General features: G+C 69.5%; 17 protein-coding genes. 5 read left to right on the top strand and 12 right to left on the bottom strand.

Translation table 11 applies throughout. From position 1 onward, the window contains the following. Window positions 1-87: 87 nt before the first annotated feature. Both BW39_RS21625 and BW39_RS21630 read right to left on the bottom strand, forming a co-directional pair. A complete protein-coding gene (locus BW39_RS21625) occupies window positions 88-996 on the bottom strand; it encodes a LysR family transcriptional regulator (RefSeq protein WP_012203519.1) in 909 nt (302 codons plus the stop codon). Between the two features lie 57 nt (window positions 997-1,053). Beyond that, a complete protein-coding gene (locus BW39_RS21630) occupies window positions 1,054-2,700 on the bottom strand; it encodes an ABC transporter permease (RefSeq protein WP_043824181.1) in 1,647 nt (548 codons plus the stop codon). 212 nt (window positions 2,701-2,912) lie between these two features. Between BW39_RS21630 and BW39_RS21635 the strand changes: the two genes are divergently transcribed. The 4 genes from BW39_RS21635 (at window position 2,913) to BW39_RS21650 (ending at window position 6,551) form a co-directional block, all read left to right on the top strand. Next, window positions 2,913-4,010 carry an ABC transporter ATP-binding protein gene (locus BW39_RS21635; RefSeq protein ID WP_013804019.1) on the top strand — a complete coding sequence of 366 codons (1,098 nt, stop codon included), beginning with the start codon at window positions 2,913-2,915 and terminating at the stop codon, window positions 4,008-4,010. Between the two features lie 96 nt (window positions 4,011-4,106). Beyond that, entirely contained in the window at window positions 4,107-5,498 is a 1,392-nt protein-coding gene (locus BW39_RS21640) for a SpoIIE family protein phosphatase (RefSeq protein WP_043824183.1), read from the top strand. Continuing rightward, entirely contained in the window at window positions 5,495-6,127 is a 633-nt protein-coding gene (locus BW39_RS21645; protein ID WP_043824184.1) for a DUF6272 family protein, read from the top strand. Before BW39_RS21640 ends, BW39_RS21645 begins: the two co-directional genes overlap by 4 nt. A gap of 37 nt (window positions 6,128-6,164) precedes the next feature. Next, on the top strand, window positions 6,165-6,551 hold the full coding sequence (locus tag BW39_RS21650; RefSeq protein WP_043824186.1) for a DUF1987 domain-containing protein: 387 nt from the start codon (window positions 6,165-6,167) through the stop codon (window positions 6,549-6,551). 25 nt (window positions 6,552-6,576) lie between these two features. On the opposite strand, the gene BW39_RS21655 is transcribed toward BW39_RS21650, so the two are convergent. The 7 genes from BW39_RS21655 to BW39_RS21685 all read right to left on the bottom strand — a co-directional run bounded on the left by BW39_RS21655 (window position 6,577) and on the right by BW39_RS21685 (window position 12,056). Further along, window positions 6,577-7,053, bottom strand: coding sequence for a GNAT family N-acetyltransferase (locus BW39_RS21655; RefSeq protein WP_043824188.1), 477 nt, complete (start codon window positions 7,051-7,053; stop codon window positions 6,577-6,579). A gap of 14 nt (window positions 7,054-7,067) precedes the next feature. Continuing rightward, on the bottom strand, window positions 7,068-7,817 hold the full coding sequence (locus tag BW39_RS21660; RefSeq protein WP_043824190.1) for a lysophospholipid acyltransferase family protein: 750 nt from the start codon (window positions 7,815-7,817) through the stop codon (window positions 7,068-7,070). Between the two features lie 164 nt (window positions 7,818-7,981). Next, on the bottom strand, window positions 7,982-9,277 hold the full coding sequence (locus BW39_RS21665; protein WP_043824192.1) for a dihydroorotase: 1,296 nt from the start codon (window positions 9,275-9,277) through the stop codon (window positions 7,982-7,984). A gap of 244 nt (window positions 9,278-9,521) precedes the next feature. Continuing rightward, complete coding sequence (locus BW39_RS21670) at window positions 9,522-10,484, bottom strand: aspartate carbamoyltransferase catalytic subunit (protein WP_012203510.1); 963 nt, start codon at window positions 10,482-10,484, stop codon at window positions 9,522-9,524. Window positions 10,485-10,486: 2 nt separating this feature from the next. Further along, window positions 10,487-11,005, bottom strand: coding sequence for a bifunctional pyr operon transcriptional regulator/uracil phosphoribosyltransferase PyrR (gene pyrR / locus BW39_RS21675; protein WP_012203509.1), 519 nt, complete (start codon window positions 11,003-11,005; stop codon window positions 10,487-10,489). Then, window positions 11,002-11,460, bottom strand: a complete 459-nt coding sequence (gene ruvX / locus BW39_RS21680) for a Holliday junction resolvase RuvX (RefSeq protein WP_012203508.1) — start codon at window positions 11,458-11,460, stop codon at window positions 11,002-11,004. Before ruvX ends, pyrR begins: the two co-directional genes overlap by 4 nt. Beyond that, window positions 11,457-12,056: a YqgE/AlgH family protein gene (locus BW39_RS21685; protein WP_012203507.1), complete on the bottom strand. Its 600-nt coding sequence runs from the start codon at window positions 12,054-12,056 to the stop codon at window positions 11,457-11,459. The genes ruvX and BW39_RS21685 overlap by 4 nt, the downstream gene beginning before the upstream one ends. A 24-nt stretch (window positions 12,057-12,080) precedes the next feature. Between BW39_RS21685 and BW39_RS21690 the strand changes: the two genes are divergently transcribed. After that, complete coding sequence (locus BW39_RS21690) at window positions 12,081-13,574, top strand: cryptochrome/photolyase family protein (RefSeq protein ID WP_043824194.1); 1,494 nt, start codon at window positions 12,081-12,083, stop codon at window positions 13,572-13,574. A gap of 15 nt (window positions 13,575-13,589) precedes the next feature. On the opposite strand, the gene BW39_RS21695 is transcribed toward BW39_RS21690, so the two are convergent. The 3 genes from BW39_RS21695 to BW39_RS21705 form a co-directional block, all read right to left on the bottom strand. Continuing rightward, a complete protein-coding gene (locus BW39_RS21695) occupies window positions 13,590-13,982 on the bottom strand; it encodes a type II toxin-antitoxin system RelE/ParE family toxin (protein WP_043824195.1) in 393 nt (130 codons plus the stop codon). A 32-nt stretch (window positions 13,983-14,014) separates the two neighbouring features. Beyond that, window positions 14,015-14,317, bottom strand: a complete 303-nt coding sequence (locus tag BW39_RS21700) for a type II toxin-antitoxin system Phd/YefM family antitoxin (protein ID WP_043824197.1) — start codon at window positions 14,315-14,317, stop codon at window positions 14,015-14,017. Window positions 14,318-14,444: 127 nt separating this feature from the next. Next, entirely contained in the window at window positions 14,445-20,855 is a 6,411-nt protein-coding gene (locus BW39_RS21705; RefSeq protein ID WP_043824198.1) for an Hpt domain-containing protein, read from the bottom strand. Window positions 20,856-20,871: the final 16 nt, after the last annotated feature.

Consider the following 20,871-nt stretch of genomic DNA (forward strand, 5'->3'; position numbering starts at 1 on the left):
AGCCGCCAGTCTAGGAAGGACAAGCCATTGCCGATAGCGCTGAATTCCGCCCGATGTGTCCACAAAAAGTGGACAAGTGACTAAGACTCACCGCCCCCCGGCAAACAGCCTTGCCAGCGCCTGGCCGATGGACTGGGCCATCAGCTCCCCCGCCGCGCTCAACTGACCCCTGGCCCGGCCGGTCAGCACCAGCGTCTGCCGCCGCAGATGCGCATCGCGCAAAGGCACGAAGACCAGGGCATTGCGGCTGCGCTCCTCCATCACGTCCAGCGGATTGAGCAGGGCAATGCCCTCGCCCAGCATGACCAGGCGCTGGATCAGCGCCATGGAGGTGGACTCGGCCACGGGCGTGACCTCGATGGCGTTGCGCGCAAAGGCTTCGTCCAGCAGGCTGCGGATGGACAGCGGCGGCGCGGGCAGGATGAGCGGATGGCCTATGCACTCGCTGAGCAGCACGGACGATTGGCGCGCCAGCGCATGCCGGGGCGGCACGATGGCGCCGATCTGCCATTCGCTGGTGGCCAGCGCGCGCAGCGCGGGGCGTTCGGACAGGTCGTAGGCCAGGCCCAGGTCGGCGTCGCCGCCTTCCACGGCGGCCGCGATGTCGCTCAGGGGCAGGTCGATGATGCGCACCACGATGCCCGGGTGGCGCTGGCGGAATTCATGCACCAGCGAGGGCAGCAGCGAGCCGGCCAGCCCCGTGGTCGCGGCCACGGTGATCTCGCCGCTGCGCGCGCCCTGCAGTTCGGCAATGCGCTCGCGCAGCGCCGCATGCTCGCGCAGCGTGGCGCGCACATGGGCCAGCACCATCTCGCCCGTCGGGGTGAGGCGCAGGCGCTTGTGGATGCGCTCGAACAGGGGCGTGCCCAGCTCGGCCTCCAGGTCGAGGATCTGGCGGTTGACGGCCGTGGGGGCCACGTGCAGATGTTCGGCCGCCTTGCGGATGGAACCGCGGCGGACCACTTCGTCGAGATAGCGCAGGACTCTGGCGTGCATGGCGCGAGCGTAGCGGGGTTTGCCGGGCCGCGCTTTGCAGCACCCGGCAGCCCAGGCTCAGCGGGCCGTGCCCGGGCGCTCGGCGCGCAGCGTGCGGCTGAGCATGATCACGGGGATCAGGCCCACCAGCACCAGGGCCAGCGACGGCAGGGCGGCCTCGCCCAGGCGTTCGTCGCGCGCGAGCTGGTAGGCCACGACGGCCAGGGTGTCGCTGTTGAAGGGGCGCAGCACCATGGTGGCGGGCAGCTCCTTCATCACATCGACGAAGACCAGCAGCGCCGCCGCCGCCGTGGAGCGCCTGAGCAGCGGCCAGTGCACGCGCGACAGCATGCCCCAGGCGCCCGTGCCCAGCATGCGGGCCGAGTCGTCCAGGCTGGGCGCGATGCGCGCATAGCCGCTTTGCATGGACTGCAGGGCCACGGCGCAAAAGCGCACCAGGTAGGCCCAGACAATGCCCACGGCGGTGGCCGTGACCAGGCCGGCAAAGCCCCATTCGGGCCGCACCTGCTGCACCCAGCCCACGGGCAGCAGCAGGCCGACGACGACGACGGCGCCCGGCACCGCATAGCCCAGGCTGGCCAGTTGCACCACGCCGCGCGTGACGGCCGACTCCTTGTGGCGGCGCACGGCAAACGCCAGGGCCACGGCGATGATCACGGCCAGCACCGAGGTGATGGTGCCCAGGCGCACGCTGTTGAGCCCCCAATCGAGGAAGCGGTCCCAGGGCAGCACCGACCAGTCGGCCGCCAGCGGGCGCAGCATGAAGAACACGGGCGCCACAAAGCCCATGAGCACAGGCAGCAGGCACGCCAGCCAGGCCAGCGCGCAGCGCCAGCCGCGCAGGCGCAGCGGCTGCGCCTCGGCCGAGCTGGCGCGGCCCGTGCTGCCGGTGACGAAGCGCATGCGCCGCTGGGCGCGCAGCTCCAGCTGCAGCAGCAGCACGACCAGCACCAGCAGGAAGGTCGCCAGCTGCGCGGCGGCAATGCGGTTGTCCATGGACAGCCAGGCCTTGTAGATGCCCGTGGTGAAGGTCTGTATGCCGAAATAGCTGACCACGCCGAAGTCGGCCAGCGTCTCCATCACCACCAGGGCCACGCCAGCGGCCACGGCCGGGCGCGCCAGCGGCAGCGCCACCGACCAGATGCGCCGCGACAGCGGCGCGCCCATCAGGCGCGCGGCCTCCATCAGGTGCGCGGCGCGCTCGCCCAGCGCGGTGCGCGCCAGCAGGTAGACATAGGGGTAGAGCGAGAAGATGAAGACCCAGACCGCGCCGCCGAGGCTGCGCACCTCGGGCAGGAGCCGGCCTTCCAGGCCATAGGTGTCGCGCAGCCAGGTCTGCAGCGGGCCGCTGAACTGCAGGAAGTCGGTATAGGCATAGGCCGTGACATAGGCCGGCATGGCCAGCGGCAGCAGCAGCAGCCATTCGAGCTGGCGCCGGCCCCGGAAGTCGAACAGCGTCACGGCCGCCGCCGTGCCCGTGCCCACGATGGCCGCGCCCAGCGCCACCAGCAGGCCCAGCCAGACCGTGGTCCACAGATAGCCGGGCAGCACGGTGGCCGCCATCTCGCGCAGGATGGAGCCGGCCAGGGCATCGCCCTGCCCCACGGGCAGCCAGGAGCCGAGCACGGCCAGCACGGGCAGCATCAGCACCAGGGCCAGCAATAGCAGGGGAAGGGAGCGGAGTACGGACGACAGACGGCGCAAAGCGGAGGTCTCGGCTAGAGGATGAGGGGGAGGATCTGGCTGCCGGGCTATGGAACGGGCCGGGATCTGCGGCTGCCGCCGGCCTGTGGGCCGATGTGCCGCCGAGACCGGACGTGCCTGCGGGCTGCTGGAGTCGGCGGGCTCCGGGCATGCCCTTGGCCCGCCAATGCAAATGCGAATTCTATTCATTTGCGCGGTTCTACAATCGCCGCATGTTTTTGACCGTCTCCCAACTCGAGGTGCGCTACCCGGGCCGCGACAGGCCTGCCGTGCAGGGCGTCACGCTGAATCTGGCCGCTGGCGACATTGGCGTGCTCATCGGCCCCTCGGGCTGCGGCAAGACCACGCTGCTGCGGGCCGTGGCGGGCCTGGAGCCCGTGAGCGGCGGCGAGATCCGCATCGACGGCCAGCTCGTGGGCAGCGCGGATTTCTCGCTCCCTCCCGAGCAGCGGCGCATCGGCATGGTGTTCCAGGACTATGCGCTGTTCCCCCATCTGAACGTGGGCCGCAACGTGGCCTTCGGCATCCACCATCTTCCCAAGGCACGCCAGGCCGAGCGCGTGGCCGAGGTGCTGGAGCTGGTGGGCCTGGCCGGCAGTGCAGGGAGGTTTCCGCACGAGCTGTCAGGGGGCCAGCAGCAGCGCGTGGCACTGGCCCGCGCGCTGGCGCCCAGCCCGCAGCTGATGCTGCTGGACGAGCCCTTCTCCAACCTCGACGTGGACCTGCGGGAGCGCCTGGCGCATGAGGTGCGCGGCATCCTCAAGGCCGCAGGCGCCACGGCCCTGTTCGTCACGCACGACCAGCTGGAGGCCTTTGCCATCGGCGACATGATCGGCGTGGTCCACCAGGGACAGCTGCAGCAGTGGGACGATGCCTATTCGCTGTACCACCGCCCTGCCACGCGCTTCGTGGCGGACTTCATCGGCCACGGCGTCTTCGTGCCGGCCACGCTGGCGCCTTCCGGGGCCGGCGGCGTGGTGGCGCGCACGGCGCTGGGCGATCTGGTCGATCCGGCCACCTGCCCGCTGCCTGCGCAGTTTCCGGGCGGCGAATGCGATGTGCTGCTGCGCGCCGACGATGTGGTGCACGACGATGCCTCGCCCGTGCAGGCACGCATCCTGCGCAAGGCGTTTCGCGGCTCGGAGTTCCTCTACACGCTGGAGCTGGCCAGCGGCCACAGCGTGATGGCCCATGTGCCCAGCCACCACGACCATGCGGTGGGCGAGTGGGTGGGAATCCGGCTCGACATGAATCACGTGGTCGCCTTCCCGCGAGAAACACAGGGCGCCCCGCAGTCCGCTGCAGCCTGAACCAGCGGCGTCCGCCGCGCCGTCCGGGCTTTGTCATTCGACGGTCACGGGTGGCACCCAGAATCAGTCACATCTTGTGACAATTCAAGGCCACCCATGTTTGCTCTGGACCCCTCCTCCACGCAGCACCCTGCAGCGGATCAGCTAACTGACCCTGCACCCATTCCCGCGCTGGCCCCGGCGCCCGCCGCGCCGCGCCTTGTGGCCCGTGCAGGCCAGCTCAGCCAGCCCACGGCACCGATCGCGCCCGAGGCCAGCAACGAGGATGTGCACCGGCTGTTCAGCGAGCAGCCCCTGCTCGAAACCCTGGCCGTGGTGGCCGATGACCGGCCGCAGGGCCTGATCAACCGCCAGCGCTTCATGGAGCAGTACGCGCGGCCCTTTGCGCGCGACGTGTTCGGCCGCCGCAGCTGCCTGGTATTCACCGACACCGCGCCCATGGTGGTGGCGGCCGGCCTGCCCATCGACCAGCTGGTGCAGCAGGCGCTGGCCAGCGGCAGCCGCGTGCTCAAGGACGGCTTCATCACCGTGGAGGAAGGCCGCTACGCAGGCATAGGCACGGGCCACGCGCTGATGGCCGCCATGTCCGACATCGAGGCCGACAAGACGCGCCAGCTCATGGCCAGCATCGACTACGCCAGCCTGATCCAGCGCTCGCACCTGGTCGAATCCGACCGCGTGCTCGCCAGCCAGCTGGCCGACCACGGCCTGCTGTGGGAGCCGCGCGACGTGGTGGGCGGCGATGCGTATTTCTTCCGCGCCACACCGCAGGGCCTGCTGGGCTGCATGTTCGACTGCACGGGCCACGGCGTGCCGGGCGCCTTCATGACGCTGATTGCACTGTCCTTTCTCGAACAGGCCGTGGCGCCTGCAGGTATCGGCACCAGCGCCGGCACCGGCACCGGCGCCACCATCGACCCCGGCGCCCTGCTGGGCCAGATGAACCGCTACATCAAGCGCGTGCTGCAGCAGCGCAGCCGCGACGTCCAGCCCGCCTGGGGCGCACCGGCAGCGCCCGCCGATGGCCTGCCCGCCGAAAAATCCTCCAGCGACGGCCTGGACGCCGCGCTGTTCCTGCAGTCTCCCTGCGGCACGCAACTGCGCTTTGCCTCGGCCCGGCTGGACCTGCTGGTGGCGCCGCCCGGCGTGCAGGAGGCGGCACAGGTGCAGATCCATGCCGGCGACAAGCTGGGCATAGGCTATGCGACCACGCCCGACGACGCGGCCTGGAGCACGCAGGAGCTGGAGGTCGCGCCCGGCTCGCTGCTGATGGTGGCCACCGATGGTGTCATTGACCAATTGGGCGGCCCGCGCCAGATCGCCCACGGCAGAAAGCGCCTGGCGCGCTTCCTGCACGAGCAGCACGACCGCCCCGCCGCCCAGGCCTGCGCCGAATTCCGGCAGGCCTTTGCCCAGTGGCAGGGCACGCAGCGCCGTCGCGACGATGTCTCGCTGCTGGTGTGGCGCAACCAGGCCCTGCAGCCATGAGCCCGTCCGAATTCGCGCACCTGCGCGCCCAGGCCGAGCACAACGGCCTGCTGCTGTACTACGCGGGCACCTTCAACCCCAATGTGATCCAGGCGGCAGCCGACACGCTCAAGTGCCGGCTGGCCAGCGAGGACGGATCGAGCAGCGCCAAGCGCAAGCTGTTTTCCACCTTCATCGAGATGGCGCAGAACGTGCTGCACTACGCGGCGCCGCTGCCTGCCTCTGACGCCGGAGCCAGCCAGGCACTCGGCGAAACCGTGGCACAGGGCGCCATCGGCGTGGGCCGCATCGATGCACCGGCCGGTGCCCCGGACGCGGGGGCCGATCAGGCACAGGCGCGCTTCTGGATTGCCTGCAGCAACGCCGTGCGCCGCGAACATGTGCCGCGCCTGGCCGCCAAGCTGGATGCCGTGCGCGCCATGAGCCACCCCGAAATCAAGGCCGCCTACAAGGCCCAGCTGCACAACACCGACCACAGCGCCAGCGATGACATCAGCCGCGGCGCGGGCCTGGGCTGGCTGACCATTGCGCGCGACGCCTCGGCACCGCTGCAGTACCACATCGCCACGGGAGAGGACGCCGCAGATACCGCGCCCCATGCCGTGTTCCACGTCAAGGCGCTGATCTGAGCGCCGGGCCCCCTTCCCGAATCCGAATGACGCCGCCATGCAAGCACTGAAATCCGAACGCACTTCCGTCACGCCCGAAGTGGTCTTCTCGCCGGCCGAGCAGCTTTTGCGCATCGAAGGCGAGTGCTATCCCGAAAACCCGCTGCCCTTCTTCAACCCCCTGCTGGCCATGCTGGGGCAGTACTTCGAGGCCAGCCAGCCCGCACGCTTCGTGGCCGAGGTGAAGCTGCAGTACATCAACAGCGCATCGACCATGGGGCTGCGCTCACTGTTCGAGCTGCTGGACAATGCAGGCAGCAAGGGCACGGACATCCGCGTGCTCTGGGCCTTCGACGAGGAAGACGACGCCATCGAGGAACTGGGCGCCGACCTGGTGGAGGACTTCGCCAACCTGGTGCTGGAGCGACAGCCCTACAGCAACTGAGGGCGGGCCTGCTCCGCCCTGGCCTTCAGGCCAGCGGCTTGCCCATGAGCACCGTGGTCATGCCGCAGTCCCATTCCTCGTCGGGATAGGTGTCCAGCGTGGCGTAGCCCTGCGCCGTGTAAAAGCCCAGGGCTTGGGTGTTGAAGCTGTCGGTCTCCAGGCGCACCTGGGCGTGGCCGTCGGCGCGCATGGCCTGCTCCGCATGGGCCAGCAGCGCACGGCCCACGCCGCGCCCCTGCCAAGCCGGCAGCACATGCAGGGCGCCGATGAAGTCATCCACCCAGTCCACGAAGCCGGCGACCACGCCATCGCACTCGGCCACCCAGAACAGGTGGCCGCGCGACTGCACGTACTGCGCGGTCTTGCCGGAGGCGCAGAACTGCGCATGCTTGTCCGCCGTCAGCTGGGGCTTCCAGGTGCTGTCGTAGGTGGCCCAGAGAACGGCGTTCAGGGCCGGAAGGTCATCAGGCCGCGAGGGCCGGAGCGTGAGGGTGTCTGTCATGTCGCTGGCAGCGTTCAGGCCTGGCGCAGCCGGTCCACCTCGGCATGCAGGTCCTGGGCCCAGACGCGGCGGTCGCGGCCTTCGGCCGTCTGCGGCTGGCCATAGTGGACGACGGCCACCAGGTCGTCGGCGCACAGCGTGCGCCAGATGGAGCCCAGCAGGGTTTCGTCGCCCTCGTAGCTGGGTGCGTGGCTGATCTGGCCGGTGGCGCCGTCGATGAAGCGCAGGCCCACGGGCAGCACGGGCGCATCGATCTGCACGGCCGCCTGCAGCAAATTGGCATGAAAGGGCAGCAGCTTGCGGCCGTCGCCCGTCGTGCCTTCGGGGAAGATGGCCAGGATCTCGCGGCGCTGCAGGGATTCCTCCATGCTCTGCACCATGCGCCGGGCATCGCGGCGCGAGGTGCGCTCGATGTACAGCGTGCCCGCCGCCGTGGCCAGCGTGCCGATCAGCGGCCAGCCCTTGACGTCGGACTTGGAGATGAAGCGGCAGTGCCGCGCCGCATGCAGCACGGGAATGTCGAGCCAGGAAATATGGTTGCTGACCATGAGCATGGGGCCCTGGCGCGGCGGCTCGCCCTGGATCTCCAGTCGCACGCCCGCATGGGCCAGCAACTGCAGGGCCCAGGCCTGCACATGGGCGTGCTGGCGCGCCTCGGGCAGCTGCGGAAAGCGCAGGGCCACGATCCACAGCCCCTTGCACACATGGCCGAACAGGCGCGCTGCGCGCAGCGTGGCGCGCCCTCCATTACGCAAGCGTTTCATTTCAGCCATTCAGCGCGTTTGGCAACGCCCATGCCCGTGAAACAGGCACGCTCCATCTCAGGGACACCGAGGAAGGGCCGCCCCGCACCGAGGGTGTCGTCCCCCTCCCTCGCGTAGCGAGTAGAGAGGGGGAAGTCGCGAAGCGACTCAGGGGGCGCTTCATTTCAGCGGCGTTCGTAAGCGATACGGCCGTCGACCAGCGTGCAGCGCACGCGGGCCGGCAGCTCGTAGCCGCCGAAGGGCGTGCTCTTGCCCTGGCTGGCCAGTTCCTGGGGCTTCACGGTCCAGGCCGCCTGCGGATCGACGATGCACAGGTCGGCCACGCCGCCCTCGGCCAGACGGCCCAGTTGCTCCTGCAGCTCGCCCAGCGCCGATCCCAGCACCTGCACGGGCGATGCCGTGATGGCGGCCAGTGCGCGGTTCAGGGGCACACCGCTTTCCTGCGACCACTTGACGGCCAGCGACAGCAGCAGTTCCACGCCCGTGGCGCCGGGCTCGGCCTCGGCAAAGGGCAGGACCTTGGCGTCTTCATCGACGGGCGTGTGGTCGGAGACCAGGGCGTCGATGGTGCCATCGGCCAGCGCGGCAGACAGCGCATCGCGGTCGCGCTGCTGGCGCAGCGGGGGCGTGACGCGCGCGCTGCTGTCGAAGTAGCCGATATCGGTATCGGTCAGGTGCAGCGAATTGATGGACACGTCGGCCGTGACCTGCAGGCCTTCGGCCTTGGCACGGCGCACCAGTTCCACGCCTGCGGCGCTGGACAGGCGGCACAGGTGCACGCGCGCCTGGGTGCCGCGCATCAGCTCGAAGATGGTGTGCAGGGCAATCGTCTCGGCCGCCACGGGCACGCCGGACAGGCCCATGCGCGTGGCCAGCGGGCCGCTGGCGGCCACGCCCTTGCCCAGGTACAGCTCCTGCGGGCGCAGCCACACGGTGTAGCCGTAGGTGGCCGCATACGCCAGCGCGCGCTGCAGGGTCTGGGTGCTGGTCATGGGCACTTCGGCCTGGCTGAAGCCGATGCAGCCGGACTCGGTCAGCTCGGCCATCTCGGTCAGCACTTCGCCCTTGAGGCCCAGCGTCAGCGCGCCCAGCGGGAACAGGCGCGACTGGTGCAGCTTCTCGGCGCGGAACTTGAGCATCTCCACCAGGCCCTGCTCGTCGAGCACGGGGTCGGTGTCGGGCGGGCAGACCAGGCTGGTCACGCCACCGGCCACCGATGCAGCCATCTCGGACTGCAGCATGCCTTCGTGCTCGTGGCCGGGCTCGCGCAGGCGCACGGCCAGATCGACCAGGCCCGGCAGCACCCAGCAGCCGGCGGCATCGATCTCGCGTTCTGCGGCAAATCCCTCGGGCGCCTTGCCGATGGCCAGCACCTTGCCGCCATCGATGGCCACGTCGGCCTGCTGGTCCAGGCCCCGTGCCGGGTCCATCACTCGGCCGTTGCGGATGAGTATCTTCATGGTTTGCTACCCCGTAGACCGCAGGCGGCGCATGGGCTGCGGCCTGCGGCGATCAAAAACATTTGCATTCACAAAAAGCGCCTGGACTCAGTCCAGGACACCGGGCATGGAAAAAGCATGGCCCATCTCAGGGACGCCGAGCAAAGGCCGCCCTGCAGCGAGGGCGTCGCCGGCTGCCCGTACGCCCCCCTCCCGCGTAGCGAGAGAGGGGGAAGCGACGCAGTCGCTCAGGGGGTGCTTCATTTCAAGCCTCGTTGCCGGCGACGATGGACATGACGGCCATGCGGACCGCGATGCCGAAGGACACCTGCGACAGGATCACGGCCTGCGGGCCATCGACGACTTCGGAGTCGATCTCCACGCCGCGGTTGATGGGTCCCGGGTGCATGACGATCGCGTCCGGCTTGGCCAGGCGCAGCTTCTCGGCCGTGAGGCCGAAGCTCTTGAAGTATTCCTGGCTGGACGGCAGCAGGGCGCCGCTCATGCGCTCGTTCTGCAGGCGCAGCATGATGATCACGTCGCAGTCCCGGATGCCCTCTTCCAGCGTGTGGAAGACGCGCACGCCCATCTGCGCCAGGTCCGGCGGCACCAGGGTGCGCGGGCCGACGACGCGCACTTCGGCCGCGCCCAGCGTGGTCAGCGCATGGATGTCGGAGCGCGCCACGCGCGAGTGCAGCACATCGCCCACGATGGCCACGCGCAGGTTGGCGAAGTCCTTCTTGTAGTGGCGGATGGTGTACATGTCCAGCAGCCCCTGCGTGGGGTGGGCGTGGCGGCCGTCGCCGGCATTGACCACGTGGACATGGGGCGCCACATGCTGGGCGATGAGGTAGGGCGCACCCGACTCGCTGTGGCGCACGACGAAGATGTCGGCGGCCATGGCAGAGAGGTTGGCGATGGTGTCCAGCAGCGACTCGCCCTTGCTGGCCGAGCTGCGCGCGATGTCCAGGTTGAACACGTCGGCCGACAGGCGCTTGGCCGCGATCTCGAACGTGGTGCGCGTGCGCGTGCTGTTCTCGAAGAACAGGTTGAACACGCTCTTGCCGCGCAGCAGCGGCACCTTCTTGACCTCGCGGTCATTGACGCTGACGAAGTTGGCCGCCGTGTCCAGGATGTGGGTGAGGATGTCCTTGGACAGTCCTTCGGTGGACAGCAGGTGGATCAGTTCGCCGTTCTTGTTGAGCTGGGGATTGCGCTTGTACAGCACGGTCAGGCCTCTTGGATGCGGAATTGGAAGACGCCGGCGTCATCGCGCGCCAGCGACAGCAGGCGGTCGGCCGGCAGCGCGATGCGCGCCGCGGCAAAGTCGGCCTGGAAGGGCAACTCGCGCCCGCCCCTGTCCACCAGCACCGCCAGGCGCACGCAGGCCGGGCGGCCGTAGTCATAGAGTTCGTTGAGCACGGCGCGCACGGTGCGGCCGGTGTAGAGCACGTCGTCCAGCACCAGGATGTCGGCGCCGTTGACGTCAAAGTCGATCTGCGTCTGGGCGCTGGTGGCCATGCCGCGCTGCGCGAAGTCGTCGCGGTGCAGGGCCGAGGACAGCACGCTGGGGTTGCCGGGCAGGTTCAGGTCCTTGTGCAGGCGCTCCACCAGCCAAGCGCCGCCGGAGGTGATGCCGGCCAGGCGGGTTTCAGGCCCCATGAGGCTGCGCACGCCGCGCAGCAGTTCGCGGTACAGGGCCTCGGCGTCCAGCACCAGGCTGCCGGCTCCCGCAATGGTTTCACTCATGGAAGACTCCTCAAAAACTGTTCAAGAATGATGCAGGCCGAGGCCGCATCGGCATCCCTTGCGCCACCGGCCAGGGCCTCGGTGGTGCTGTAGCGCTCGTCCACCTCGTAGACAGGCAGGCCGAAGCGGCTCTTGAGCTGGCGGCCGAATTTCTTCGCCCGCGCCGTGTTCTCGTGCGCATTGCCGTCGGGGTGGTAGGGCACGCCGATGACCAGCGCATCGGGCTGCCACTCCTTGATGCGCTCGCCGGCCTGGGCCAGGCGGGCCTCGCCGGCCTCGGCGCGGATGGTGGGCAGCGGGTTGGCCGAGCGCAGCATGCGCGTGCCCACGGCGCAGCCCGTGCGCTTGGCCCCGAAGTCGAAGGCCACGAAACTCTGGAAATGGGAGGGAACGGTGGGCGGCACGGCCGTGCCGGCTGCCGCTGCTGCCTGGGACTCGGGAGCGGGCAGGCTCATGCGCGCCCCGCTTCGGGCGAGATCATCCAGCGCTGCAGGCCCAGCAGGCCCAGGGCGCGGTCATAGCGGTCGTCGACCGGGGTATCGAAGATGACGTTGGCGTCGGCGCCCACCGTGAGCCAGGCGTTTTCGGCCAGCTCCGACTCCAGCTGTCCCTCGCCCCAGGACGCGTAGCCCAGGGTGACCAGCAGGCGCTTGGGGCCTGCGCCGTCGGACAGGGCTTCGAGCACGTCCTTGGAGGTGGTCATCTCCAGGCCGCCGGGAATGGTCATGGTCGAGGCGTAGGCGGACTCGTCGTCGGGCGCGCCTTCGATGACCATGGGATCGTGCAGCACAAAGCCGCGATCGGTCTGCACGGGTCCGCCGTTGAAGACACGGTTGCCGCGAAGGTCCTCGCGGCCCAGGGCCAGATCCACCTTTTCCAGCAAGCCTTCCAGCGTAAGCTGCGAGGGCTTGTTGATAATCAGACCGAGCGCACCGCGCTCGCTGTGTTCGCACAGGTAGATCACACTGCGCGAGAACGCTTCGTCTTCCAGGCCAGGCATGGCAATCAGGAAGTGGTGCGTCAGATTGATAGGCGCAGTTTCAGCAGACATAACCACGGATTTTACCGGCGATCCATGCCACCTTCTTACCCTGTGGGCTTGGTCTGGCTGCGGCGCGACCTGCGCCTGGCCGACCATGCTGCCCTCTACCATGCGCTGCGCCAATGTCGGCAGGTGCATTGCGTGTTCGTGTTCGACGACGACATCCTCGCCCCCCTGCCCCGTGCAGACCGGCGCGTGGAGTTCATCTGCCAAAGCCTGAGCGGGCTGGACGATGCGCTGCGCGAGGCCTCGGGCCGCGCCGACACCGGCCTCATCGTGCGCCGCGGCCGGCCCGCAGAGCAGATCCCGGACCTGGCCCGGCAGCTCGGCGCCCAGGCCGTGTTCTGCAACTGGGACGACGAGCCCGACGCCCTGGCCCGCGACGCCCGCGTGCGCCAGGCCCTGGCCGCCGAGGGCGTGGCCCTGCACAGCTTCAAGGACCACATGGTCTTTGCGCGCGACGAGGTGCTGACCCAGGCCGGCGCGCCGTTCTCGGTGTTCACCCCGTACAAGAACGCCTGGCTGCGCCAGATCACGCCCTTCTTCCTGTCCGCCTATCCCAGCGAGCGCGACCTGCCCGAGCGCCTGGCCCCGCGCCCCGAAGGCGAGCGCCGCCCCGTGCCCACCGCAGCCGACCTGGGCTTTGAGGCCGGCACGCTGGACGGCCTGCGCCTGCCCACAGGCTGCGCTGGCGCCGAGGAGCTGCTGGCCGACTTCCTGCCGCGCCTGCCGCGCTACAAGCAGGCGCGCGACTTTCCCGCCGTCAAGGGCCCCAGCTACCTGAGCGTGCACCTGCGCTTTGGCACGGTCTCCATCCGCCGCCTGGCAAGGCTGGCCTGGGAGCAGACGCAGAGCCAGCCCCATGATGCCGAGGGCGCCGCCACCTGGCTGTCCGAGCTGATCTGGCGCGACTTCTATTTCCAGATCCTGGCCCACCATCCGCACGTGGTGCACGCCAGCTTCAAGCCCGCCTACGACGCCATCGTGTGGGATACCGGCCCCGAGGCCGATGCGCTGTACGCCGCCTGGTGCGAGGGCCGCACCGGCTATCCGCTGGTCGATGCCGCCATGCGCCAGCTCAACACCACGGGCTACATGCACAACCGGCTGCGCATGGTGGCGGCCAGCTTTCTGGTCAAGGATCTGGGCATAGACTGGCGCCGGGGCGAAGCCTGGTTTGCGCGCCAGCTCAACGACTTCGACCTGGCGGCCAACAACGGCGGCTGGCAGTGGGCGGCCTCCACGGGCTGCGACGCCCAGCCCTGGTTCCGCATCTTCAACCCCATCACGCAAAGCCAGAAGTTCGATGCCGATGCGCGCTTCATCGAGCGCTACGTGCCCGAGCTGGCCCGCCTGCCCGCCGCGCTGCGCCACGCGCCCTGGCAGGCCCGGCCGCTGGAGCTGGCCGAGGCCGGCGTGGTGCTGGGCACGGACTACCCCCATCCCGTGGTGGACCACGCAGCCGCGCGCGAGCGCACGCTGGCCCGCTATGGCGTGGTCAAGCAGGCGGCCGATGACTCCAAATGATTCCCACTGCCCACCTCATCGCTGCAGGGTCCAGTGATTCGGAAAATCGAAGGAAAGCTGCCTTTGGTGGCGGATCGAAAGCAGGTAAACCGTGCCCCTGATCCGCGCATACAGCAGCAGATAGTGGGCCATCACGTACTCACGCAGCTCGCCGTCCTTGTCGAGTGAGCCCAGTTGTTTCTTCAGACGTGCCAAGCCCCTGGCGCCCTCGACCGAGCGAGCCGGCAGCTCAAGAAACGAGCGACCCATGCCAGGGAAGCTTTCCAGATTGGGGATGACGGTCTCCGTCAGTTCGTCCAGCAGCGCGTCGAAGGCGTGCGGGGCCTGGGCCTCGATCAGGAAGTCCTCAAGCACTTGCAGGTTCCGCTCGAAGTTGCCCGTGAGCTTGACGGTGCTCCTGACTGCCATGCTGCGAGGCCGCGTTCAGGGCGTGCTATGCATTACCCGGCCGCCCTGGCAGCACGTCGGCGCTTGATGGCGCCCAGCGTGCTGCGCGCATCCTTGACCTCGCCCGCCGCCACATCCGCGAGGCCTTGGCTGGCATCGTCGATCAGCAGCAAATGGATTCGCTCGCGCTCCAGCTGATGGTAGTAGCCCAGCCGTTGGGCGTCGATGATGGCCACGTAGCTCTCACCGTTCTTGGTGATGATCTTCTCGGCCCCTGCCTTCACCTGGTCGGCCAGTTCAGACAGGTGTGCCCTGGCTTGCGACAGCGGAATCACGTCACCGGCAGAAATGGCCATGTTCGGCTCCCCCAGGAGTTGTACAGAATCCTGCACATCATAAGCACTTCGAAATGGGCCTCACGCACGGGCCGTTGAAACAAAAAAGAGCAGCGGATGCTGCTCTTTTTGTTCAGGCCATCGGCCTTCAGGCCCCTTCGCCCAGGGGCTCGCTGTCCACCTGCTGCGCCTGCAGCGACTGCGGCGCCAGCGGGCCGCCGCTGATGCTGCCGCCCTGCAGGGAGTAGTGCTGGATCAGGCCCAGCAGTTCCTCGTCCGAGTAGGGCTTGCCCAGGTAGTGGTTGGCGCCCAGCTGGCGCGCCATCTCGCGGTGCTTCTGGGCGATGCGCGAGGTGATCATGACCACGGGCAGGTCGCGCAGGGCCTCGTCGGCGCGGATGTTGCGCAGCAGGTCGAAGCCGTCCATGCGCGGCATCTCGATGTCGGACAGCACCAGGGTCGGGCGTTCCTCGGCCAGGCGTTCCATGGCCTGCAGGCCGTCGGCCGCCAGGGCCACGCGGTAGCCTTCGCGCTGCAGCAGGCGCTGGGTGACGCGGCGCACGGTGATGGAGTCGTCCACCACCAGCACCAGCGGCACCGAGGCCGGCCCTGCGCTGGCCAGCACGGCTTCGCCGTCGCCCTGGCCTGCGGCGCGCTCGGCCTCTTCGGTCCGGGCGCGCACCTCGTCGCCATAGACGTTGGCCAGCGCCACGGGGTTGTAGATCTGCACCACGGCGCCCGAGGCCAGCACCGACATGCCGGTCAGGCCGGGCAGGCGGGCCAGCTGGGGGCCGAGGTTCTTGATCACCACTTCCTGGTTGCCCAGCACTTCGTCCACGTGCAGCGCGATGCGCTGCGCCGCGCTGCGCAGGATGACCACGGGCCGGGTGCGGCCCACGGTTTCCTCGCTGCGCAGCGAGGACTGCCACAGCGCGCCGGCCCAGTAGAAAGGCAGGGTCTCGCTGCCGTCTTCGAAGCTGTGGCTGGCATAGGCCTGCTGCAGCAGCTCCAGCGGCGCGCGGCGCACGATTTCCACCAGGCTGGCGGGCACGCCGACCAGCAACTGGCCCGCGCGCAGCATGACCACCTGGGTGACGGCGGTCGTCAGCGGCAGCACGAGGCGGAAGGCACTGCCCCTGCCCGCCTCGCTGTGGGTTTCGATGCGGCCGCCCAGCGCGTTGACTTCGGAGCGCACCACGTCCATGCCGATGCCGCGCCCGGCCACGCCGGTCACCTCGGTGGCCGTGGTGAAGCCGGGCTCGAAGATCAGGCGGCCGGCGTCCTGCTCCGTCAGCGTCTGGTCCTCGGGCCACAGGCCCTGGGCCACGGCCTTGTCGCGGATGCGCTGCAGGTTCAGGCCGGCGCCATCGTCCTCCACCGACAGCGCCACGTCGTTGCGCTCCTGGCTCAGGATGATTTCAATGGTGCCCATGGCGGGCTTGCCTGCGGCGGCACGCTGCTCGGGCGACTCGATGCCGTGGGCCACGCAGTTGCGCAGCAAGTGCTCGAAGGCCGGCATCATGCGGTCCAGCATGCCCCGGTCCATTTCAATGGTGCCGCCCAGGATGTTCAGCCGCACCTGCTTGCCCATCTCCTTGGAGGTCTGGCGGACCACGGCGTACAGGCGCTCGGCCAGGGAGTCGAACTCCACCATGCGCGTGCGCAGCAGGTCGCGCTGCAACTCGCGGGCCTGGCGGCCCTGGGCGACCAGGTCGTCCTCGGCGCCGGCCATGTCACGCTGCAGGTTGCGCTGCACGGTGGCCACGTCGTTGACCGACTCGGCCATCATGCGGGTGAGTTCCTGCACGCGCGTGAAGCGGTCGAACTCCAGCGGGTCGAAGCCCACGGCCGAGTCCTTGGACAGGGCCAGGCGCGACTGCATCTGGCTCTCGGCCTGGACCTCGATGTCGCGCAGCTGCATGCGCAGGCGCTCCAGGTTGCCGGCCAGCTCGTCCAGCGAGCCACGGGCCTGGGCCAGGCGCGCATCGACACGCGAGCGCGCAATCAGCACCTCGCCGGCCTGGCTGATCAGGCGGTCCAGCAGCTGGGCGCGCACGCGCACCGTCTGCTGGGCACCGGCGCGCAGCGGCGCAGTGACAGGCGCTGGCACAGGGGCCGCGGCCGCCGGTGATCCAGCCGCTGCCGATGCGTCGGAGGCCGCAGCCGCTGCGGGCTCGTCGTGGGAGATTTCATCGCCCAGGTCCAGCGGCGCTTCCTGCGCCTGCTCACCGGCCACGCGCAGCACGTCGAAGCCGGCCTGCAGCGCGTCGAAGCTGCCCAGCAAGGGCTCGATCTGCTCGGCGGTCGGAGATTCGCCATCGACCCGCTCCACGGCAGATTCAAGGCGGTGGGCCATCTCGCCCAGGCGCATGGCGCCCGCCAGCCGGGCACTGCCCTTGAGCGTGTGCAGGGCGCGCAGGGTTTCGTGGCGCGCCTCGTCCAGCGAGGGCCGGCCATGCCAGCGGCGCAGCGCGGCGCCCAGGCGGGGCAGCAGCTCGATGGCCTCTTCCTCGAAGATGGGGAACAGGTCGGGATCGACCTCGTCCAGCGCATCGATGTCATCGTCCAGGTCGCTGCCCACGGCCACGGCATGGGCGATGGCCTCGTCGATGCGGCGCTGCAGCTCGGCTTCGTGGCGCGCATCGTTGACCAGGGGGCGCATGGAGTAGGCCAGGGGCGCCACCGACGGTGTCTGCGCCTGGGCACCGGCGTCGAGCACGGCGTCCGTGCCATCGCTGGCGTCCTGAGGCTCCAGCTGGTCCAGTTGGTCCAGCTGCTCCAGCGCGTCCAGGCGGCTGTCCGGCGCGTCTGCGGCCTCGATGTCCAGCGCCAGCAGCGCCTGCAGGGCTTCTTCCACGCCCGGCTGGGGCGTCTTGAGGAAACCGGCGGCGAACTGGTGCAGCAGGCGCTGCACTTCGTCGGAGGCCGCCACGCAGGCGGCAACCTGGTCGGGCGTGCCACAGCGCTGCGGCTGCAGATGGGTCAGCGTATGTTCCAGCAGGCGCGCCAGGTCCGACAAGGCCTTGAAGCCCACGGTGGCCGAGCTTCCGGCCAGCGAATGCGCAAAGGCGACGGCGTCGTCGGGCACGGGCTCGCCGGGCTCTGTCGCCCATTGCTGCAGCGTCAGGTCCAGGCGGCGCGACCATTCGTCGGCCTCGTTGAGGTAGACGTTGTACAGCGGCGCGCTGATGCGCAGGCCATCCACGACCTTGAAGCCATCGGCGTCGATGCCGGACAGATCCTCGTCGCCGGACTCTTCGGCCTGCGGGGTTTCTGCCTCGGGCACCTCGGGCGCCGTGACCGACTCGACTGCGTCGGATGCTTCAACCGCTTCAACCGCTTCAACCGTTTCTGGCGCTTCGACCGCTTCAACCGCCTCAACCGTTTCTGGCACCGCGATCATCTCGATCGCTTCGGCGGGTGCCGCTGCCGGGGTCGGGCCCAGATCCAGGTCCAGCCCCTCGAAAGGCGCCAGGGGCACGGCGGCTTGCGGTGCTTCAGTTTCAGTTCCAGCTTCGGCCTCGATGGCTTCGGCTTCGATGGCGGCGGCCTCGGGCAACGCGGGCGGGTCGCCCGCGACGACGGCCAGGGCCTCCTGCTCGCTGTCGCGCATGGCGGCTTCGAAGGCCGCAAAGTCCAGCTCCTCGACGGCATCGGTGGCCAGTTCGGCAGGCGCCTCGGCGGCTTGCGGCGTCAGTGTCTCCAGCGACTCCTGCGGCGCGGCGGCCGAAGGCTGGGGGTCCGGCTCCAGCAGGTCGAAGTCCAGCGCAAAGTCCAGCTCGCCAGAGGTCTGGACGGGCTGGACGGGCTGGGCGGGCGTGGCCTGCTCGGGCGCATCCAGGTGTTCTGCCTGCGGCTCCTGGGCCACGGGCGCGAATTCCTCGATTGCGGCGGTAGCGGGGGCGGGCTCGAGTTCGGGTTCGGGCTGTGCGAGGGGCTCGGCACGCGGTGTGCGCGGCACCAGGGCCACGTCGGCGCGCAGGCCTTCCAGGCGCATGGCATCGGCCGCAGCGCGGAAAGGCGTGGCCTGCCAGGCGTCGGCCTGGTGGCGCTCTATGGCCGAGGCCCAGGCGCCAAAGGCGCGCAGCGCATCGCTGGCCAGCTCCTGCATGGGCTGGGGCATGGCCTTTTGCTCGGCCAGCCAGGCGTTGAGCATCTGCTCCATGGCCCAGCCGGCTTCGCCGAATTCATCCAGGCCCACCATGCGCGAACTGCCCTTGAGCGTATGGAAGGCGCGGCGCAGCGTGGTCTGCTCGCTGAGGTTGCCCGGCTCGTCGGCCAGGGCGCGCAGGGCCTGCAGGCCGTTGTCCACCACCTCGCGGGCCTCTTCCAGGAAGATGCCCAGCAGTTCGTCGTCCGAGTCTTCTTCCGAGACCGACAGGCCGGCCGGCGGGGGCACGGGCTCGGACACGGATGCAGAGACGAATTCAGAGACGGCTTCAGGCGCAGATTCGGCTGCGGGCTCTGGCTCGGCCAGGGACTGGTCCAGCTGGAAGACCGGCTCGGCCGGCGCTTCGAGGGCCTTGGCGAATTGCGCCAGTTCCGCGGCATCGGCCAGCGCGTCCTGCTCGGAGGCCGCGGGCTGGGCCAGCGGCTCGGTCGCGATGTCCACGGGAGCCGGGGGCGGCGGGGGCGGCGTGGAGGGCGCGGCAAATTGCGGCTCGGCGATGGCGTCCTGCGGCACGGGCAGCGGCTGGGCCACGGCAACGGCTTCGCGCTGCGGCGGCACGGCGGCGGTGTCCAAGGCCGGCAGTTGCTCGGGCGCCTTGCCCGCATCATCGGCCCGGTGGCCGCGACGGCCCATGAGGATGCGCAGGCCGCCTTCGGCCTCGTCATAGACGAAGAGCTTGCGCGCCATGCTGCGCTGGTAGCTCAGCATGTCGATCAGAAAGCCCATGGCGCCCAGGCTGTTGCCCAGTTTCTCGAACACCTGGGGACGTTCTGCGTCGTCGATCTCACCCAGCACCAGCCGTTCCACGGTCTCGCGCATGCGCTGCATGGCCTGCGTGGCCTGGTCCAGGCCCAGCACGGACAGCACGCCGCGCATCTGCGCCATCTGGCCCGAGACGGGTGCCAGCACGGTGGCATCGGCAGGATTGCGGAAATACTGGTCCAGGTGCCGCTCGGCCTCGGCCAGCGTGGCACGCAGCTCGCCCACGACCGAGCCCATGGTCTGGTGGTCGCTGGCCTGGCGGTACAGCTCCTCCATCCAGGGCTCCAGCGGACGCGCGGGCGCGCCCTGCAGGGATTCCTCCAGGCGCTGGACCAGGTTGGCGGACTGCTCGGCCAGTTCCTCGTCGCCCATGTCCATGGTGGCAAAGGCCGCCTGCAGGTAGAGCACGGAGGTGGCCACTTCCATGGCCAGTTCGGCCGGTGGCGGCTCGCCGATGCGGGCCACGGTTTCGGCCACCTTGATCAGCATGCGCGCCAGGCCATGGCTGGCCGGGTGCAGCTTGACCAGGGATTCGGCCACCTGGGCGAACTGGTCCACCACGGTCTTGGTGCGGGCACGGTCGCCGCCGGCCAGGGCGGACCAGGTATCGGCTGCCGTGGTGATGCGCTTGCGCGCCTGCACCAGCACCGCCGGGTCGTAGCGGCCAAAGCGTGTCTGCTGGTAGTCCACCTGGGGCTGGGCCTGCATGCCGTAGGCCTGGCGCACCGCCTGCAGGGCGGCGCCAGCCTGCTCGGCAGGGCGGGCCTGGGCACAGAAGAACAGCAGGTCCTGCAGCAGCCGCGCCGGTGGAGTTCGATCGCCCTTGGCCATGGCCGCGTACTGCATGAGCACGCGCGAGGCCATGCGCTTGACGTACAGGTCGACCACGATCATCCCGCGCGACTGCGCGTCGAAGAAGCCGGCAGCCACCTTCCAGAAGCTGCGCGCGGTGACATCCTCGGTCTGGCCCACGGCAAAGCGCAGGCACAGGTCGCGCATCTGGGCGGCGGCCTCGCGGTCGTCGCTCTTGACCATGCGCAGCACCACGCCGTCGAGCAGGGCCCGGGCATCGGGGCCGTAGGCCAGCGGCTCGGGCTGGCGCGCCCACTCGGGCTCGCGCGCGCGGCGCTCGGCAGGCCATAGGTCGGCCGGATGCACCTTGTCGTTGCCGGCCAGCGCCTGGGTGTCACGGTATTGGGGAAACAGGGCCACGGCCGAGACGGTCTTGCCGGCCAGCACGGTTTCCAGGTATTCGATGAGCGCGAAGCTGGCACGCTCCAGCGTGGCGGCGGCCTGGTCGGTGCACAGCTCGGGGCGCTGCACAAATCGCTGCACGGCGCTTTCCATGCCGCGCAGCACCAGGGCCGGAGAGCCCAGGCCCACCATTTCGAGGGCGCCGCAGGCCTGGTGCAGTTGCTGGCGGGCGATGCGCAGGGCCGAGGTGTCAAGCTCCTCAAGGTCCGAGGCGCGTGCCGCATCGGCATCGCGCACGAAACGGGCCACCGCCTTGCTCGCCCCTTCCAGCGACTTGCGCAGCTCATCGAGCACCCAGGCCAGCGGGCCCAGGTCCTGTTCGGTGTGCGCGGCCTGCGCCGCGCCCGTTTGCGATTCGTCAACCACTGACATGGACAGTTCCCCAAGC

This window comes from Delftia sp. RIT313 (assembly GCF_000632165.1).
In the GTDB taxonomy this organism is placed as follows: domain Bacteria; phylum Pseudomonadota; class Gammaproteobacteria; order Burkholderiales; family Burkholderiaceae_C; genus Comamonas; species Comamonas acidovorans.

Excerpts from the sequence above, each read along its gene's own strand:
- BW39_RS21625 (WP_012203519.1), bottom strand. The coding sequence starts at position 996 with ATGCACGCCAGAGTCCTGCGCTATCTCGACGAAGTGGTCCGCCGCGGT.
- BW39_RS21635 (WP_013804019.1), top strand. The coding sequence starts at position 2,913 with ATGTTTTTGACCGTCTCCCAACTCGAGGTGCGCTACCCGGGCCGCGAC.
- BW39_RS21640 (WP_043824183.1), top strand. The coding sequence starts at position 4,107 with ATGTTTGCTCTGGACCCCTCCTCCACGCAGCACCCTGCAGCGGATCAG.
- BW39_RS21645 (WP_043824184.1), top strand. The coding sequence starts at position 5,495 with ATGAGCCCGTCCGAATTCGCGCACCTGCGCGCCCAGGCCGAGCACAAC.
- BW39_RS21650 (WP_043824186.1), top strand. The coding sequence starts at position 6,165 with ATGCAAGCACTGAAATCCGAACGCACTTCCGTCACGCCCGAAGTGGTC.
- BW39_RS21655 (WP_043824188.1), bottom strand. The coding sequence starts at position 7,053 with ATGACAGACACCCTCACGCTCCGGCCCTCGCGGCCTGATGACCTTCCG.
- BW39_RS21660 (WP_043824190.1), bottom strand. The coding sequence starts at position 7,817 with ATGAAACGCTTGCGTAATGGAGGGCGCGCCACGCTGCGCGCAGCGCGC.
- BW39_RS21665 (WP_043824192.1), bottom strand. The coding sequence starts at position 9,277 with ATGAAGATACTCATCCGCAACGGCCGAGTGATGGACCCGGCACGGGGC.
- pyrR (WP_012203509.1), bottom strand. The coding sequence starts at position 11,005 with ATGAGTGAAACCATTGCGGGAGCCGGCAGCCTGGTGCTGGACGCCGAG.
- ruvX (WP_012203508.1), bottom strand. The coding sequence starts at position 11,460 with ATGAGCCTGCCCGCTCCCGAGTCCCAGGCAGCAGCGGCAGCCGGCACG.
- BW39_RS21685 (WP_012203507.1), bottom strand. The coding sequence starts at position 12,056 with ATGTCTGCTGAAACTGCGCCTATCAATCTGACGCACCACTTCCTGATT.
- BW39_RS21690 (WP_043824194.1), top strand. The coding sequence starts at position 12,081 with ATGCCACCTTCTTACCCTGTGGGCTTGGTCTGGCTGCGGCGCGACCTG.
- BW39_RS21695 (WP_043824195.1), bottom strand. The coding sequence starts at position 13,982 with ATGGCAGTCAGGAGCACCGTCAAGCTCACGGGCAACTTCGAGCGGAAC.
- BW39_RS21700 (WP_043824197.1), bottom strand. The coding sequence starts at position 14,317 with ATGGCCATTTCTGCCGGTGACGTGATTCCGCTGTCGCAAGCCAGGGCA.
- BW39_RS21705 (WP_043824198.1), bottom strand. The coding sequence starts at position 20,855 with ATGTCAGTGGTTGACGAATCGCAAACGGGCGCGGCGCAGGCCGCGCAC.